18 protein-coding genes and 5 pseudogenes are annotated in these 14787 nt (G+C 67.7%); 12 read left to right on the top strand and 11 right to left on the bottom strand.

The features are described from left to right. Nucleotides 1-26 precede the first annotated feature (26 nt). Nucleotides 27-395, top strand: a complete 369-nt coding sequence (locus tag ACIOGX_RS00485) for a VOC family protein (protein ID WP_401908893.1) — start codon at nucleotides 27-29, stop codon at nucleotides 393-395. Nucleotides 396-795: 400 nt separating this feature from the next. Here the strand turns inward: ACIOGX_RS00485 and ACIOGX_RS00480 are convergent. After that, a pseudogene (locus tag ACIOGX_RS00480) lies at nucleotides 796-891 on the bottom strand (site-specific integrase); the annotation flags it as partial. A gap of 38 nt (nucleotides 892-929) precedes the next feature. On the opposite strand from ACIOGX_RS00480, the gene ACIOGX_RS00475 reads away from it, so the two are divergent. Together ACIOGX_RS00475 and ACIOGX_RS00470 are read left to right on the top strand one after the other, a co-directional pair. Beyond that, nucleotides 930-1289, top strand: coding sequence for a hypothetical protein (locus ACIOGX_RS00475; protein WP_401908889.1), 360 nt, complete (start codon nucleotides 930-932; stop codon nucleotides 1287-1289). 39 nt (nucleotides 1290-1328) lie between these two features. Continuing rightward, nucleotides 1329-1580 carry a hypothetical protein gene (locus tag ACIOGX_RS00470; RefSeq protein ID WP_401908886.1) on the top strand — a complete coding sequence of 84 codons (252 nt, stop codon included), beginning with the start codon at nucleotides 1329-1331 and terminating at the stop codon, nucleotides 1578-1580. A 403-nt stretch (nucleotides 1581-1983) separates the two neighbouring features. Here the strand turns inward: ACIOGX_RS00470 and ACIOGX_RS00465 are convergent, their stop codons facing one another. Then, on the bottom strand, nucleotides 1984-2376 hold the full coding sequence (locus ACIOGX_RS00465) for a Dabb family protein (protein WP_401908883.1): 393 nt from the start codon (nucleotides 2374-2376) through the stop codon (nucleotides 1984-1986). 349 nt (nucleotides 2377-2725) lie between these two features. Beyond that, nucleotides 2726-2998 carry a hypothetical protein gene (locus ACIOGX_RS00460; protein WP_401908880.1) on the bottom strand — a complete coding sequence of 91 codons (273 nt, stop codon included), beginning with the start codon at nucleotides 2996-2998 and terminating at the stop codon, nucleotides 2726-2728. Nucleotides 2999-3009: 11 nt separating this feature from the next. On the opposite strand from ACIOGX_RS00460, the pseudogene ACIOGX_RS00455 reads away from it, so the two are divergent. Further along, nucleotides 3010-3348: pseudogene (locus ACIOGX_RS00455) on the top strand (hypothetical protein); the annotation flags it as partial. 125 nt (nucleotides 3349-3473) lie between these two features. Further along, entirely contained in the window at nucleotides 3474-4211 is a 738-nt protein-coding gene (locus ACIOGX_RS00450; protein WP_401760125.1) for an ATP-grasp domain-containing protein, read from the top strand. Between the two features lie 261 nt (nucleotides 4212-4472). Here the strand turns inward: ACIOGX_RS00450 and ACIOGX_RS00445 are convergent, their stop codons facing one another. Both ACIOGX_RS00445 and ACIOGX_RS00440 read right to left on the bottom strand, forming a co-directional pair. After that, complete coding sequence (locus ACIOGX_RS00445; protein WP_401908877.1) at nucleotides 4473-4898, bottom strand: transposase; 426 nt, start codon at nucleotides 4896-4898, stop codon at nucleotides 4473-4475. Nucleotides 4899-4952: 54 nt separating this feature from the next. After that, nucleotides 4953-5747 carry an SDR family oxidoreductase gene (locus ACIOGX_RS00440; RefSeq protein ID WP_401908874.1) on the bottom strand — a complete coding sequence of 265 codons (795 nt, stop codon included), beginning with the start codon at nucleotides 5745-5747 and terminating at the stop codon, nucleotides 4953-4955. A gap of 92 nt (nucleotides 5748-5839) precedes the next feature. On the opposite strand from ACIOGX_RS00440, the gene ACIOGX_RS00435 reads away from it, so the two are divergent. Continuing rightward, complete coding sequence (locus ACIOGX_RS00435) at nucleotides 5840-6103, top strand: hypothetical protein (RefSeq protein ID WP_401908872.1); 264 nt, start codon at nucleotides 5840-5842, stop codon at nucleotides 6101-6103. A 260-nt stretch (nucleotides 6104-6363) separates the two neighbouring features. On the opposite strand, the gene ACIOGX_RS00430 is transcribed toward ACIOGX_RS00435, so the two are convergent. After that, nucleotides 6364-6957: a short chain dehydrogenase gene (locus tag ACIOGX_RS00430; protein WP_401908869.1), complete on the bottom strand. Its 594-nt coding sequence runs from the start codon at nucleotides 6955-6957 to the stop codon at nucleotides 6364-6366. After that, nucleotides 6954-7415: a nuclear transport factor 2 family protein gene (locus tag ACIOGX_RS00425; RefSeq protein ID WP_401908867.1), complete on the bottom strand. Its 462-nt coding sequence runs from the start codon at nucleotides 7413-7415 to the stop codon at nucleotides 6954-6956. The genes ACIOGX_RS00430 and ACIOGX_RS00425 overlap by 4 nt, the downstream gene beginning before the upstream one ends. A 106-nt stretch (nucleotides 7416-7521) precedes the next feature. On the opposite strand from ACIOGX_RS00425, the gene ACIOGX_RS00420 reads away from it, so the two are divergent. Beyond that, entirely contained in the window at nucleotides 7522-8445 is a 924-nt protein-coding gene (locus ACIOGX_RS00420; protein WP_356518356.1) for a LysR family transcriptional regulator, read from the top strand. Nucleotides 8446-8932: 487 nt separating this feature from the next. On the opposite strand, the gene ACIOGX_RS00415 is transcribed toward ACIOGX_RS00420, so the two are convergent. Next, a complete protein-coding gene (locus ACIOGX_RS00415; protein WP_401908864.1) occupies nucleotides 8933-9259 on the bottom strand; it encodes a hypothetical protein in 327 nt (108 codons plus the stop codon). An 80-nt stretch (nucleotides 9260-9339) separates the two neighbouring features. Between ACIOGX_RS00415 and ACIOGX_RS00410 the strand changes: the two genes are divergently transcribed. Continuing rightward, a complete protein-coding gene (locus ACIOGX_RS00410; RefSeq protein ID WP_401908862.1) occupies nucleotides 9340-9633 on the top strand; it encodes a hypothetical protein in 294 nt (97 codons plus the stop codon). Nucleotides 9634-9948: 315 nt separating this feature from the next. Continuing rightward, on the top strand, nucleotides 9949-10518 hold the full coding sequence (locus ACIOGX_RS00405) for a GNAT family N-acetyltransferase (RefSeq protein WP_401908860.1): 570 nt from the start codon (nucleotides 9949-9951) through the stop codon (nucleotides 10516-10518). Nucleotides 10519-11206: 688 nt separating this feature from the next. On the opposite strand, the pseudogene ACIOGX_RS00400 reads toward ACIOGX_RS00405, so the two are convergent. The 3 genes and pseudogenes from ACIOGX_RS00400 to ACIOGX_RS00390 all read right to left on the bottom strand — a co-directional run. Further along, nucleotides 11207-11318 (bottom strand): annotated as a pseudogene (locus ACIOGX_RS00400) (AAA family ATPase); the annotation flags it as partial. A 186-nt stretch (nucleotides 11319-11504) separates the two neighbouring features. Then, on the bottom strand, nucleotides 11505-11891 hold the full coding sequence (locus ACIOGX_RS00395) for a DUF6355 family natural product biosynthesis protein (protein ID WP_401908857.1): 387 nt from the start codon (nucleotides 11889-11891) through the stop codon (nucleotides 11505-11507). 512 nt (nucleotides 11892-12403) lie between these two features. Next, a complete protein-coding gene (locus tag ACIOGX_RS00390) occupies nucleotides 12404-12967 on the bottom strand; it encodes a dihydrofolate reductase family protein (protein ID WP_401908854.1) in 564 nt (187 codons plus the stop codon). Between ACIOGX_RS00390 and ACIOGX_RS00385 the strand changes: the two are divergent. The 3 genes and pseudogenes from ACIOGX_RS00385 to ACIOGX_RS00375 form a co-directional block, all read left to right on the top strand. After that, nucleotides 12913-13302 (top strand): annotated as a pseudogene (locus ACIOGX_RS00385) (hypothetical protein); the annotation flags it as partial. The gene ACIOGX_RS00390 and the pseudogene ACIOGX_RS00385 sit on opposite strands and share 55 nt — an antisense overlap. A 183-nt stretch (nucleotides 13303-13485) precedes the next feature. Beyond that, nucleotides 13486-13887 (top strand): annotated as a pseudogene (locus tag ACIOGX_RS00380) (IS481 family transposase); the annotation flags it as partial. 151 nt (nucleotides 13888-14038) lie between these two features. Beyond that, nucleotides 14039-14449 carry a RidA family protein gene (locus tag ACIOGX_RS00375; protein ID WP_356518350.1) on the top strand — a complete coding sequence of 137 codons (411 nt, stop codon included), beginning with the start codon at nucleotides 14039-14041 and terminating at the stop codon, nucleotides 14447-14449. The last annotated feature ends 338 nt before the right edge of the window (nucleotides 14450-14787 follow it).

Raw genomic sequence — 14787 nt, 5'->3', positions numbered from 1 at the left:
CACCGACAGCACGAACAGGACACCCCATGCCCATCACCCTGACCTCCGTGATCATCGACGCCGCCGACATCGAGAAGGAGAGCGCCTTCTGGCAGCGGCTGCTCGGCGGCTCCCTCACCCCCACGCCGACCCACCACTTCGTTCAGGCCGCCGGCCTCCCGGTGATCGTCGTCCAGTCCGCCCCCGGACACACCGCCCCGAACTGGCCGGACGGCACCTCCCAGCAGATGCACCTCGACTTCGGCGTCGACGACCTCGCAACCGCCGACCGCACGGCCACCGAAGCCGGCGCCACCCGACTGCGACCCACCGACGACGTCGCCCCGGAAACCCGCGGCGGCAGCCGCGTATACGCCAGCCCGGCCGGACACCCCTTCTGTCTGCGCTCGACCTGAGCCGGTCGCCGTCCACCGACCCGTCGTCTGTCGTCTGTCGTCAAACGATGGCGAGCTCAAGCGGTCGGCGCACTGCCAGAAGGCCAAACGAGCCGACAGCCGCACTACGCCTGTCGGAGCGGCTGGTCCGCTCGAACCGCCTCGGCGACCTCGTCAGCGGCCTTCCGGAAGGCGTCCGCACATTCGAGCAGGTCTCGGCGACAGAGCCGCAACTGCCACCAGCACTGAACCACCCGCGACTGGCGTCGATCGCCCCGGAGGACGACCGCCACCCACGGCGGGGGAGCGGGGCACCCGCTGGCGCTGCGATCCTCGATCGCCCCGGAGGACGACCGCCACCGGCGGTGCCGGGCCGATGAACTGGGTGACGACAGGCCTGTGGGACGGCTCATCCGATCAGGACCACCGGACCGTTGTAGCCGGGCTCCGCGCACCAGCCCAGCCACGAGAGCACGGCCGCCCGCCGCGCGTTCCAGGTGTTGACCGCCGCAGCACCCACAACAACGTCGAGAGAGACGGTGACACCCTTTGACAATGTTCTTGGGCGATCAGACAAGCAGCGTCGAGCTCTGCCCGCTGCGGTACCAATTCTCAGCGGTCCTCGGCGACTCATACGATGACAACTGGCTGGTCATCGGCGGTACGGTGCGGACTCCGGAGGGCATCTGGTCCTTCACCGATCCTTGTCTGCTGACCGATGAAGCCTCTCAGGTATCCGCGTGGCTGCGCGCGGTGGCCGCAGGGACGGCTGCGGTCACCGGACCTGACACCGACGGCCAACTGCCCCCGGATACGTCGTTCATCGAGCCGGTCCTGGCCTTCAGCCTCGCCGATCGCAGCGAGGACGGTGCGGTGATACGTGTGCACCTGTCCATGGAGGCAGCACCCCCATGACAGCAGGGTGAAGACGGAGCAGACATCTATCAGTACTTCGTGGAGGTTGAGGTCGAACGGGCTGCCCTGCTGCACGCGGCTGACCACTGGGATCTTGCTCTGGCTTCGTTCCCGACCCGCCGACCCGCCGACCCGCCGACCCGCCGACCCGCCGACCCGCCGACCCGCCGACCCGCCGACCCGGCCGCCGGTGACGCCGGCACCGACGGCCAGGGCGTCGCGCAGATCCCGCCGACGGCGGTGGTGAAGCTCACCGGGCCACCGCTCCCTCACGGCGGCCGGGCCCGGTGATCACGAAGGCGGTGGAGCGGGAGGCCAGGGCGATGAGTGAGCTGAGCCGGAGGGCGTTTCCGGCTCGGGAGGCCGCGTTCGACGATGCGTCGGCCGTGGTCGAGACAGCTCGCACGGAGCGGGGCCCGCCAGGCTGCGGCGACCGAGGCTGCTGCCCTGCGCCGGGCCCGTGTCAAGTGTGCCGCCAGCGAAGCGGTTGTGGACGGTGGATCAGGCGCCGAACTCGGCCGGCGTCTCCGCCACTTCCTACCGGTCCGGAACCGCCAGATCACGCCCTCGAACTGCTGCCGCAGCCGCTCAGGATACGGGCCGTATCTGCCGATCGGCAGATACGGCCTGTCGAACTCCCCTGTCTCATACGTCAGTTGCGCCCGCGTCATGTATGACGAACTACCGGATCACCTCACGAGGCTGCCAACAATGGGCCGAGTTGGGCGGCCCATTGCGGGTAGAGCGCGACCTTCTCCTCGTGCAGGGTGAGGGTGTCCCGGGCCAGGGTGGGTGTCATATCGTCGGACAGGTCCGGGCCGATGGCGATTCTGGCCAGATAGGGCATGATCTGCGGGTCGCCTGCCAGGTGGACCGGATCGTGCATGTACCGCCGCAGAGCCGGCAGGTCGGCGATGCCGACGCAGCAGGCATGGGTGAAGCCATCGGAATCCCCGAGTGTCTGACCTACCGTCGAGAACGAAACCGACTCGACAGAGGCCGTCCGTCGTATCACCGCGAGCACGCGCTCGCGCTCCTCCTCGGTCGCGGTTTCCTTGAACGCGAAACGCAGCATGTGAACGATCACGCCTGTACCACCCTTCCACACGTACTGAACCAGCCGGTTCAGGTTTCTAGTCTTACCAGTTCGATAAGTACACTGAACCCATGGGTTCAGAAGTGTCAACCGGGGGCAGACGTACGGCTCGTGGGCTGATCGAGCGGCGGCAGGCGATCCTGGACGGCGCGTTCGCGGTATCCGCACGGCGCGGCTACGCCCAGAACTAGAACAAACCGGTTTACCTGGCGCTACCGCCACGCAGAGCCGTACGCTGCCGACCTGCGGCTTTCCCCTGGAGGGGAACGGTGTACTGCTCCGGACACGAGAACGGCGCCGCACCTGGGGTGCAGCGCCGTTGCCCGGCCGGGCGGCCGGGTCAGCGGACGCGCTTGAGATGGGTCTTGGTGATAGGCGTGACGTTGCCCTTGGCCTTGGCTTCGGCCTTGCGGGCCTTCCCGTCCAGGTGGAGCTGGAAGCGGCACTCGTACTCGTCTTCGAAGTCGCCGGCGTCCAGTCGCATGTCCCGGGGCAGCGCCTTGACGGCTCGCTGCTGCTCGCGGGGGTCGTTGAACGCGGCGAGCATCGGGTGGAGCTGGAAGCGCCCGCGACGGACCACGGTGACGAGCCGGGCGGCGACCAGGTGCGGCATGGTACGGCTGATGCTGGGCCACAACCTGGATGAGTGATGCGAACAAGTGGATCGGACCTGTGCTCGGTCTGCCTGAACTACCGTTCGTCGACTTCGGTAACGCTCTGCTCAACGAGCGTCCTGCTGGCATTCATTGGAAGTCCGAGCCGTTGGTGGAGTACGCCAACGGCCGACCGTTCGCTTGGGTGGACGACGAACAGGGCGACGCGGATCATGCAAACGTGGCTGCCAACCACTGCGCACCCGCCTTGCTCCATCACGTCAATCCACGGGTCGGTCTGTGGAACGACGATTTCACTACCCTGGCGGCCTTCGCAGCATCCATCGACATGTCGACGGGCACTCCCTGAGCGGCAAGCGGCCAGGCCAATTCTGCTGTGGCGGGCATGGCGGGCATGGCGGGCTAGCGTGGTGGTTTTGCGGAGTGCGGGAGGGATTCGCGGTGCTGGTCATGCCTGGGCGGCGGACGTCGACGATGGAGCTGTTGGCCGTTGAGGCGGCGGGGCGAGGGATGTCGGTCAGGGCCGCGGAGGAGCCCGGCCTGGCAGGCCCTGCGTACTGGTATGGCGGGCCGGTCGCGGGTGCGCGGCTGGCAGGCCGGCTCGGGTTCGCGTTGCTGGAGCCGACGGACGGCTGGCTCGCCGAGTTGCCGGAGGAGTTCACCGGTCGCCAGGTCCGGGCAGGGACCATCGCGGACGCATGGGCGATCGACCGGCCGACGTTCGTCAAGCCGCCTCGTGACAAGTCCTTCCCGGCTGGCGTTTACAACGACGGCTCCCGGCTGTCCAGCGCTCTGGACCCGGCGACACCGGTGCTGTTGTCCGAGGTGGTGACCTTCGCTGCCGAGTACCGGCTGTTCCTGCTGGACGGCCGGATCGCGGCGGCGAGCCGGTACGCGGTGTTCGGCCGGCTCGACCCGCGCCTGCTCGGAACGGACCGGGCGGACCGGGCCGTCGCCGGGGAGATCACAGAGTTCGCCGACCGCCTGGTCGCGGTGGCCGGGCCCGCGCTGCCGAGCGCCGTGGTGGTGGACGTCGGGCAGGTGCTCGACCCGTACCGTCCGGGACACCGCTGGGCCGTGGTGGAGGCCAACATGGCGTGGTTCTCGCACGCGTACGCCGCCGACCCGGCGCGGGTGCTGGACGTGGTCCTGCGGGCGGCTGGCCCACGCGACCACATGCGGCAGCGAGATCTGGCGTTCGTACGGCACTGATCCGCACTGCGCGAACCGGGCTTCCCCGCGGTGGACCTGACCGCACTCCAGAAACTGGTGCTTCCAGTTCGATCAAGATCACCTGCCAAACGGTCAAGGTCGTGTGGCAGAGGACATGCGCGGCCTGCCGACTCCGAGCCGGGGGCACCCAGATCGCTTCCAGGAGCGACTCGAACTGAGGCGAATCACCCCGCTGTCCGGCGGTGATCACCACCGATAGCGGCTTCTGACCCCGCTCGACGGCGAGGTGGATCTCGCTGGTCAGGCCGCCCCGGGAGCGTCCGAGCCCGTGGTCGGCCGGCTCGACGGTGATCCCGCCGGGCGGTTCCTTCTGGAGATCCCCCTTTTCGCCGCCCCAGCCGCGTGCTGGTGGGCCCGGCAGACCGTGGAGTCGATGTTCACGTCCCAGGTGATCAGGCCCTTGGCATCCGCCTCGGCCTGCAGCTGAGTGACGATCCGGGCCCAGGTGCCATCGCGCTGCCGGCGCCGGAACAGGTCATGGACGCGGTCCCACGGCCCGTAGCGTTCCGGCACGTCACGCCAGGGAGCACCCGTCCGGGTCCGCCACCGTATGCCGTCTGTCAGCTGCCGCCGCGTCCATACCGGCGGACGGCCCGACTTGATGCCCTGCGGCAACAGCCGCTCAAGTCGGGCCCACTGGCCGTTCGTCAGATCCCCACGTCCCATTGGACATGATCACGAACGATCAAGATCAACTTCCATGAGCAGACCCTGGGCGGCCTACGCGGTTGTGGCGATGCCGCCGTCGACGGGGATCACGGCGCCTGTGAGGTATGCGCCTGCCCGGCTGGCGAGGAACACGGCGACACCCGCCATATCGTCGTCGCGGCCGATCCGGCGTAGTGGGGCCGAAGCCGCGATCGCCTCGCCGAACTCATCGAGGGTTGCGGCCATCATCGCCGACGGGAACGGTCCCGGCGCCACGGCGTTCACGGTGACGTGCTGCGGTCCTAGTTCCTTGGCGAGCACTCTGGTGAGTTGATGCAGTGCGGCCTTGCTGCTGGAGTACGAGTAGTTGGGCCGCTGGGGGATGTGGATGGCGGCGATGCTGCCGATGTTGATGATCCGCGCGGGATCGTCGGCGGTGCCCGCCCTGCGAAGTGCGGGCAGCAGCGCCTGGACCAGCCAGAACGGCGACTTCAGATTGAGGTCGACGACCGTGTCCCAGGCCGCGTCGGGGAACGTCGCCAGCGGCTCGTCCCACATGGCGCCCGCGTTGTTGACGAGGATGTCGAGACGCTCCGAGTCGGCGGTGACGAGGTCGGACAGGCGCCGACACTCGTCGTGGCGGGACAGGTCGGCGGGGATGGCCCGCACCTCACCGAATGTGGACAGCTGTTCCTGCGCCTGAGCGCACGCTTCTGCGTTGCGTGAGCTGATGACCACGCGGACGCCCGCCTGGAGAAGGCCACGCGCGATCATCATTCCGATGCCTCGGGTGCCACCGGTGACGAGCGCGCGCTTTCCACGCAGATCGAAAAGTTCTGCATGCGTGGTGAATTGGTTGTCTTCCATTTGCCGTTTGCCGTCTTTCCAGTTGGTCGTACGGGATGATGCGTCGACGCGTTGGGTGTTGGGTTCAGCTGTCTCAACGCTATGACCTTGGAGTGCACTCCAAGCAAGCGGATCAGGTCCCGGCGGACCGCGTCCGCAACCGCCTCGAGCGCGGATCGCGAGGCGGACGGCCGCCCAAGTTCGGCAAGGACGACTACAAGCAGCGGCACGCGGTCGAGTGCGGGATCAACCGCCTCAAGCGCCACCGGGCTGTAGCCACGAGGTATGACAAGCTCGTGGTCCGCTACGAGGCGACCGTGCTGGTCGCAGCCCTCAACGAGTGGCTGCCGCCTGGACGTCGTCCCCGACTTCTCTGAGCTACGAGTGCTGGAAGAGGGAGGTGCGGTCGCGGGTAAGACTGATGAGCGGTCCCGTCTGAGCTACGCACTCCGCGAGTACGGAGCCGCACGGAAGAGCCGAAGGGCTTCGGCTGGAAGGACTATCGCGTCCTGGTCATCCGTGCTCGTACACAGCTCGGTGGTCGGCTGTTGGCGGGCACCGGCCTGACCATGGACGCTGACCCCGAGCGAGCCGGTTCCGCAGCGATATCCGGCTCGTTTGCCGACACTCCGGCCGGTCAGCGGGGGGAAGGGGTCAAGGTCTGTCCCTGCGTCTGTCCTGTGACTACATTGATGTAGGCGCGGGCGACGTCTCTCACCGGTGTGCCTCCCCTGGAGTCCATACCGAGCTTTTCGAGCGTCTCCGTCACCCATCCTGGGCTGACGACGTTCACTCTCAGCCCGCGGGGCATCTCGATGGCCGCGGCCCGGACGAACGCCTCCAGTCCGGCGTTGACAAGAGCGCCGAACGAGCTGCCCGGCGTGGGCTCCTGAAAGGTACCGCTGGTGAGGGTGATGGATCCGCCGTCCCGCACGTGATCCACTGCCCGGCGGAGCAAGGCCACCTGTCCCAGTAGTTTGCCTTTCAGGCCGAGAGTGAACTCGTCGTCCGAAGGTGATGCGAGTGGGGTCAGCTGACCGCTGGCCGCGCAGCAGATGACCGCGTCCACTGTGCCGACGGTGGCGAAAAGGACGTCGATGGAGGCCGGTATTTCCAGGTCAACCCGGGTGCTGCCGTTGCGTGAAGCCCGTATCACCTCATGCTCGGTCTCGAGCCCGTCTGCGACCGCACGGCCGATGGTGCCGGTCGCCCCGATCACGATGATCTTCATGCCGATTCCTTCTGTCCCCGGGCGAGGCGGGCTGGAAGGGGGGCCAACGGGAAGTTGGCCCAGACGTAGTTGTCCATCTGGTGTTGGTCACCGCTGAGGTTGTCCACTCGATCGACCTGGCCGTCGGCGTCGAAGTGCCACACCAGCGCCCACATCGTGTCGACGTGGCCCACACCCTGGGTCGTCCAGCCTCGGTGGATGTCGACGACGTACTCGCCGCTGCTGCCGAGAAATACAGGTTCGGCCCGGAAGCCCGCCTTGCCGAGCTGGTCGAAGAAGCTGACCACTTCGTCGAGTCCGTGCTTGGTGCCCGACAGCGGGTGGTGGCCCGGGATGGTCCACTCGATGTCGGGAGCCAGGACCGAGCTCATCGCTGTGACGTCGTGGGCGGCGTAGGCAGAGAAGAACTGGTTGATGGCCTCGGTCTTGGGGTCGGGCACGACTTCACTCGTCGTCATCTGGATGCTCTCCGGCGTGTTCGGTACCGGGCCGTCCCGGTCGCGTGATCAACGCTCCCGCCGGCCCGCCGTAGTCGTCCAATACCTGCTTCCATAACCTGGCGGCATGGATGTCGACACCCGCTTGTTGCGGTACTTCGCCACGGTGGTCGAGGAAGGCAACCTCACGCGGGCCGCTCAGCGCCTCTACATCTCGCAGCCCGCACTGACGAAACAGATACGGCAGCTGGAAGCCCGGCTGGGAGTGAACCTGTTCGTCCGTTCCCGCGCCGGGATGACCCCCACCGAGGCCGGTGAGGCTCTGGCCGCCCACGCCGGCGCCGTGCTGACCGCTTGGGAGAATGCGCTGCGCGTCACCCGGGGCGCCACGACCCGGGCGGCACGCACGCTACGGGTCGGCTTCGTGGCCAGCGCCGCCAACGAGCGCACCCAGCTGATCATCGCCGACTTCGCCCGACGGCGCCCCGGCTGGCGGGTCCAGATGCGACAGACCGAATGGACCGACCCCACCGCCGGACTGGCCACCGGCGACGTCGACGTGGCGCTGCTGCGCCTGCCAGTGCCCGCGCAGAGCGAATTCGACGTCGAGGTGCTGCTGACCGAGCCACGCTGGATCGCTCTGCCTGCGGGGCATCGCCTCGCGGGGGAGGATCAGATCCGGTTCCGGGATCTGTACGACGAACCGTTCGTGGCGGCTCCCGCCGAGTCCGGGGAATGGCGCGACTACTGGCTCGCGGCCGATGAGCGCGAGGGGCACCCGGTGCGTATCGGCGCGGTCGCGCACCATCCCGATGAATGGCTCAACGCGATCGCCCACGGCCAGGGCGTCAGCCTCACCCCCGAGGCGACCGCCCGCTTCTACCAGCGCCCGGACATCGTCTACCGGCCCGTTACGGGCGTCAGCCACAGCCGGGTCGGTGTCGCTCGACCCCACACCCAACGGGACGACGCCGTCGACGCCTTCGTCCTCAGCTGCCGTGCCGTATGCGTAGACGGCAGCCTCGTGGCCAGCCTGACCATGGACAGCTGACCACGACCAAACGACGACCAAACCGACAGCACTCATTTCAAGCTCGGTAGCACGACCGGTAATCTCTCCAATAGTGGGGACTCCCAGAAAGACCGGCGATGTCGTCCGCTCGTTTCGTTCGTCAAGCTGTGAGATTTTCCGGTCGGCCGACTCAAGGCTGACGGAAAGTCCTTCCACTTCGCCGAGCCACCCCTCGCTCTCGGCCTCAGCAATTCGTTTCCGGAGATTTTCTCTCATCTCTACCAAGCGCGGGCCTGTCACTGGGGCGCATCACAAGGACCGGACAACGGACGCGAGCGTGCTCATGATTGCAGTCGGTGCCGTAGGCCCGACCGCATTCTCCCAAGGCGAGTTCGCGAAGCTCGAAGTGCCCCAGGCAGTCCTGCCACTCCTCGGGCATCACCGCTCGGGCATCACCGCTCGGTACTCCTCGGAGGGCCGGAGGCTCCGGCGGTGAGCGATGAATGAGCGGTGTGCTTCGATCGCCTCAACGGGATAGATGACCGCATATCCCATGGTTGTGTTGATGTTGGCGTGACCAGCGACCACCCGCCCGATGTGCGGTGGCACTCAGCACGTCGGCAGGCTCGGGGGAGGGAAGGGGGCACCAGCAAAAGCCGTTCCTGATCCGTTTTGGACGGCGCGATTCGGAGAAGCGTACGGCGAGGTAGGAGGCTTCGAGGCCGGCTGCGTCGTCGGGCCAGGCGGCCAGGCCGAGTTGGGCGCGGGTGGCGGGGGTGAGCTGCTGGGCGAGGATGTCGGTGACCTCGGCGAGGACGACGCGTCCCTGGTTGCGCCAGGAGTCGAGGGTCATGGCGATGGACAGGGCGTGGAGGCTGACGGTGCGGGTGCGGGTGCGGCCGGCGGGGGATTTGCGGGCGCGCTCTGTGCCTGGTGGAGCAGGGGGACGATGCCGGAGCGGTCGACGAATTGGCGGGCGCGGGTGAAGTCGGCGGCCCTGACGCTCTGGCGGCGCTCGCGCGGCGGGATCTGGTGGACCTTCAAGGTCATCCGGCAGCGACGACCAACATTCTCCTGGATGGAATCACCCAGGTCCGGCCGCATGTCGTTCACTTCTCCGGTCACAGTGCGGCGGAGCTGATCGAGTGCGAACGGGACGTCGACGAGCCGCACGAGAGCGCCATCGTCTCTGCCGGCGCATTCGCCCGGGGCCATCGCCGCCCTTGATGAGAAGCCGCTGCTGGTCCTGCTGAACTCCCGCCACTCCGCCGCTCAGATCATGAACCTGGTCGACACCGTGCCCTTCGCCATCGGCATGTCGGACGAGATCGGAGACGTCGACGCGATCACGTACGCCGCCCGGTTCAACCGGGCCTGAGCGGTCTCATCGAGAGCGTGCATGCCACGATCTGTCTGATTGCCCAAGAACTCGATGTCCCGAAGATGGCGCTGACGGTCGTGCTCACCGGCGACATCACAGCGTCTGTCGACGGGTGCATCGCGCGTCCGGCCTCGACTTTGAAACCCGTGAGGATCACGACCGTGACCTACACCATCCGTGATTACACCCGCGCCGACGAGGGCTCCTGGCTCCGCTGCCGGGTGCTCTCCTTCCTGAACACCGCCTACTACGACGATGTCGATCGCACCAAGCCCGCCATCCCGGTTCCCGGCCTCGAACTGGTGGCGGTGGATCGGACGGACACCGTGGTGGGGATCATGGACACCATGGTCGTAGGCGCGCTGGCGACCATCGACACCATCGCCGTCCATCCTGATCACCAGCATCGCGGACTCGGCCGTGCCCTCCTCCGCAGGACGCGCTCCCGGATCCGCGGCACGGCAGTGACCACGCTCGATGCGTGGACCCGGGACGACCCGGACACCCTGCGCTGGTACCGGGCGATGGGTTTCGAGGAGAGCGACCACTACCTCCACGTCTTCGCGCATGCCTACACCGCCGGGGACGAGCCTGATCGCGCCATCCTCAAGCCGCGGCCCGGCCTGCGGCTCAGGGCCGCGTTCCTGCACGCGAAGCTCACTGACGAAGCGCAACTGCGAGGCGAGTTCAGCCGAGTGCACGTCTGCCGCCGCTTCACCATGACGCCCTGAAGGAATCGCCCCGGTACGTGGCCGGCTCAGCGCGACGACCGCTGCCCGCCCACCGAGCTCTCCGATCGGCCCTGCCCATAGGACGCCCCTCGGCGGGGTGTCTCCCCGTCGGCCGCGACCCGCCGTCGCCTCCACAGGCGCGCGGCGCCGACCAGCAGCAGCGCTTCTCCCTCGGGAGTCAGCCGATCGCGAGCTTCCCGCCGAGAGCCTCAAGGACCCTGCCGGTGATGTAGCGGGCGGGAGGAGACAAGGAACAGAACCGCCTCCAACAGGCGGCCCCCGACCGCTCTCACCGTGCTCGCAGCCCCCGGATCCCAGGTACAGCACGTCTGCTCGGGTTCCGGTTCATGGAACAGGGGCCTCTGCGACTGTATCTGGAAAGCGAGGATGCCTCCGGTGCGGTTGCCGCCGACGTACAGCCGGGCGGAGCGCTGACCGCCCTTCTGGCCGCGCGGCCCTCACTATTGGGCGAGGAGTGGCAGACCTCTGACGGCGCGGACGACCCGCATTGCAGATATGCGGTGGACCCCATTGACTGGTGAGTGGCGGGGCCGCGCCAGACGCGGCCTTGCCGCTGGGACTCTTGACGGTGCCAAGTCGAAGGGCGCGTCGCTCGCGATCTCGTTGACTTCATCGGCTGAACTTCGGACTTCGCCGGCGCGCACGGGCTCAGGCGCAGCTTGTAGAGTGCGGGCTCGTTGAAGTCGCGGATGGAGGGCAGCCGCAGCAGGCGGCAGGCGGTGTCGATCGCGGCGTCGGCGGCCTGCTCGGTCAAGCCGTCGCTGACGGGGCAGAGTCACAGCGGCGTCCATGTAGCGGGCATTGAACAGCACCTGTCCACGGTGCTGGCCAGCAACTTCTGGGCAGACCTCGAACGCCGTCACCCGTGCATCGACTCCCTGCGTTTGTTCGGTCGAGATCAGCACGGCTTGGAAGGCGAGGTTGACCTCGAAGACGATCCGCAAGGGCTTCTGCTGGATCAAGGCTCAGTGGGAGGTGTGTGCGGTGCGGTCTCCGCTCCGGCAGCCGGCGCCGCCGATGTAGTAGGCGTTGAGGTAGTTCGGACCTGCGCCCGGTAGCTGCGTGCGGCTGGGGCTCACACAGAGGTGGTAGTCGTTCGTGCTACCGCCTCCTCTGACGTCGACGTGTACCCGTACCGTCGTCGTGCCGCAGTGGTTGTACGCGGCGAACTGGGACTCGCGGACGCTGTACCGGAAGAAGCCGCACGGGACGAGGGACGCCGGAGCCGCCTGACGCACTTCCGGACCGCGCTCAAGCTCGGCGTGAGCCGGACTGGGGAACGCCAGCATGGCCAGCGCGGCGCTTGACGCTGCCGCCAAGACGACTCGCAGAGGACGGGGGGAGAGCTTCACGACACTCCTTGGGGATGAGCCATGACGATTGACAACCGGATGATCGGCTCTGTCTGATACCACGACACCCTCTTGAGCGTCGCGCCGACACTGCAACCGTAACGTCGTGTTCGCTTGTCGTGACCTTATGTCACCAGATTGAGTGGTGGGTGAGATTGAAACAGGAATGAGGACGCGGATCGTACGGCGGGACGGGGTCATCTTCCTGCCCTCCTGTTTCGTCACCGGTCTCCCAGGTGGACGAGCCGGCGGAGGCGGTTCGCGGTGAAGGGACGACAGATACCGCGAGAACGTCGAGCCATGGACCGGGTATGCGCCCGGTGTGCCGCCCTCGCCGCTGCCGGACTCGGGTCTGCCGCTGAGGGTGCCCGCGCGCGATGCGCACTGCCTGCGAAAGGGGGGCGCGGTGATCCGGCAGGCCGCTGCCCCGCCGGAAGACTGGAACGGCGCACACCGTAGTGGCGTTCACATTCGGGAGGACCCGGCAGGCGGTCGAATCGCGTGACGGGTGCTCAGCGTCTCGTCTCGTATCTGGTCAGGGTCACGCCGCCGGGAAGTGTTCGCGTCTCGACCAGGTTGAGGTTCACCCAGTTGTCCAGCGCGGTGAAGAATGGTGTGCCGCCGCCTGCCAGGACTGGCGCGGTGGCCAGTACGTATTCGTCGATCAGTCCGGCGCGCATGGCTGCTCCGGCGAGTGTGGCGCCGCCGATGCCCATGGGGCCGCCGTCCTCGGCCTTGAGGCGGGTGATTTCGGCGACTGCGTCGCCGGTGACCAGGCGGGTGTTCCAGTCGACCTTGTCGATCGTGGAGGAGAACACCGTCTTTGGCATGTCGCGCCAGCGGCGTGCGAACTCGGTCTCGGCCGCGGTGGCGTTGGGGTGTTGGTCGCCGGTCGGCCAGTGGGAGCTCATCGTCTGCCACAGCTTGCGCCCGTACAGCGTCAGGTCGGTTGCCTGCAACTGGTCGGACCAGAACTGGAACAGCTCGTCGCTCGGTACGCTCCAGCCGATGTCGTCGCCGGGTGCGGCGATGTAGCCGTCCAGGGTCAGGTTCATGCCGTAGATCAGTTTCCGCATGGCGCCAGCCTTCCGTGAGTCGGTTTCACGCGTACAGACCGGCGCGGCGCGGGAAACTCATCGGTGCGCGCACTGAGTTCGCGTGTGGTCCTCGTGCTCGGTGGCTCAGCCGCGGACTCATCGTCCGGCCGAGGAAAAGGCATCGATTTGAGACTGATCTTGGTGGGAGGTCCGGGGCCGCGCGGCCGAGCACCAGGCCTACGCCAACGATCTCGACGACGAGCGCGCGCCACTTCACGGAGGTGCTGGTGGACGCGGGCATCGCGAACAATCGGCTCAACTGGCAGTGGATAACAGGTATCGGCACGGACTCGCGCCCCACCAACCCGGTGATCCAGGGAAAGCGGTACGACCCGCAAGTCCGCTACGTACGCCGCTGGGTGCCCGAGCCGCGCGGGCCGGCGGGCCTGGCCGACCGCTCCAGCAGGCCCTTGAAGACATCGCACCGGACCACGGCGGATATCGAGGCCGACGTCTGCCGACTGCGGACCGACCGCAAGCTCCCACCGGCCCGGATCGGTCCGATCCTGGGGCTGCCCGCCTCGACCGTTCACCGCAGCCTGGCCCGCCGCGGCCTGCACCGGCGCGCCTGGCTCGACCGGCCCACCGGCACCGTGATCCGCCGCTACGAACGCGACCAGCCCGGTGAGCTGATCCACATCGACGTGAAGAAACCTGGCCGTATCCCTCATGGCGGCGGCCACAAAATCCTGGGCCGGGCGGCCGGCAGCCCGAACAAGGATCGCCGCAACGGCATCGGATACGCCTACCTGCGTACCGCCCTGGACGCCCACACCCGCCTCGCATACACCGAGGACCTGCCCGACGAGACCGCCCCGACCTGCGCCGGCTTCCTGACCCGCGCCACAGCATGGTTCGCCACACGAGGCATCACCGTCGAACGTGTCCTGACCGACAATGTCTGGGCCTACACCAGAACACCTGGCGCCAGACCTGCCATGACCCGGGCATCAGCTTGTCTTTCAATGTTTGTCAGGTGCTCTTACCACCGTGGTCTCCGGATCGGAAAACCCGGTGCGCGCTGGTAGCGGGTCCGTCAGACTCGCGGGCATGAGTGCGAAGATCACCCGTATCAATCCTGACCAGCTGCATGAAACGCCTGGCTATCACCACATCACCGTGGCCGAGGCCGGCCGGACGGCCTACTTGGCGGGACAGTGCCCACTCGACCGCCATGGATCCCTCGTCGGCCCGGGTTCCCTCGACATGCAGATCGACCAGGTCGCGGCAAACGCCCTGACCGCATTGGCGGCGGTCGGCGCCCAACCGCAGGATGTCGTCCGCTCGGTGATCTATGTGCGCAGCGACGACACCGGCGTCCTCGGCGCCGCGTGGCGTCGGCTCACCGGCTCGGTCATCGGTCCGGCGTTCACCACTGCCAGCACGCTCCTGGGTGTCGCACAGCTCGGCTTCGGCGGACAGCTCGTCGAGGTGGACCTCACTGTGGCCCTTCCCGGCTGAACCTCACCGCTGCGCCGGGCCCGTGCGCCGTGGCTTGGCGCCCTTCCCGTGGTGGGCTGGGTGGGCATATGCCTCGCCGGCGGCAAGGACGCGGGACCTTAGACGACAAGCTGAGGCCGCCGCCCGCGTGTTTCGCTGCTGTCGCCAGATGACTACGCGGGTCGCGTCCGACGCCGCGCTCTCGATGCCGCCCGACGGGGCGCTCGCCACGTTCCCGGAGCCGGAGCCGGAGCCGGGGCCGAACGGGCCGAGGGAACGCGCCTCCGCTCCCGCGCGTCCTCATCACTGCACCAGAGGGTTTGTGAGCCCCGCAGTCCTCGAGACGGACAGTGAGCACC

The organism is Streptomyces sp. NPDC088147, from assembly GCF_044741565.1.
Lineage (GTDB): Bacteria > Actinomycetota > Actinomycetes > Streptomycetales > Streptomycetaceae > Streptomyces.
The sequence above is the reverse complement of the archived record's forward strand: the minus strand, read 5'-3'. Positions and strand labels throughout refer to the sequence as shown.

Coding starts and splice junctions, on each gene's coding strand:
- ACIOGX_RS00485 (WP_401908893.1), top strand. CDS start 27: ATGCCCATCACCCTGACCTCCGTGATCATCGACGCCGCCGACATCGAG.
- ACIOGX_RS00475 (WP_401908889.1), top strand. CDS start 930: ATGTTCTTGGGCGATCAGACAAGCAGCGTCGAGCTCTGCCCGCTGCGG.
- ACIOGX_RS00460 (WP_401908880.1), bottom strand. CDS start 2,998: ATGCCGCACCTGGTCGCCGCCCGGCTCGTCACCGTGGTCCGTCGCGGG.
- ACIOGX_RS00450 (WP_401760125.1), top strand. CDS start 3,474: ATGGAGCTGTTGGCCGTTGAGGCGGCGGGGCGAGGGATGTCGGTCAGG.
- ACIOGX_RS00445 (WP_401908877.1), bottom strand. CDS start 4,898: ATGGGACGTGGGGATCTGACGAACGGCCAGTGGGCCCGACTTGAGCGG.
- ACIOGX_RS00440 (WP_401908874.1), bottom strand. CDS start 5,747: ATGGAAGACAACCAATTCACCACGCATGCAGAACTTTTCGATCTGCGT.
- ACIOGX_RS00430 (WP_401908869.1), bottom strand. CDS start 6,957: ATGAAGATCATCGTGATCGGGGCGACCGGCACCATCGGCCGTGCGGTC.
- ACIOGX_RS00425 (WP_401908867.1), bottom strand. CDS start 7,415: ATGACGACGAGTGAAGTCGTGCCCGACCCCAAGACCGAGGCCATCAAC.
- ACIOGX_RS00420 (WP_356518356.1), top strand. CDS start 7,522: ATGGATGTCGACACCCGCTTGTTGCGGTACTTCGCCACGGTGGTCGAG.
- ACIOGX_RS00415 (WP_401908864.1), bottom strand. CDS start 9,259: ATGACCCTCGACTCCTGGCGCAACCAGGGACGCGTCGTCCTCGCCGAG.
- ACIOGX_RS00390 (WP_401908854.1), bottom strand. CDS start 12,967: ATGCGGAAACTGATCTACGGCATGAACCTGACCCTGGACGGCTACATC.
- ACIOGX_RS00375 (WP_356518350.1), top strand. CDS start 14,039: ATGAGTGCGAAGATCACCCGTATCAATCCTGACCAGCTGCATGAAACG.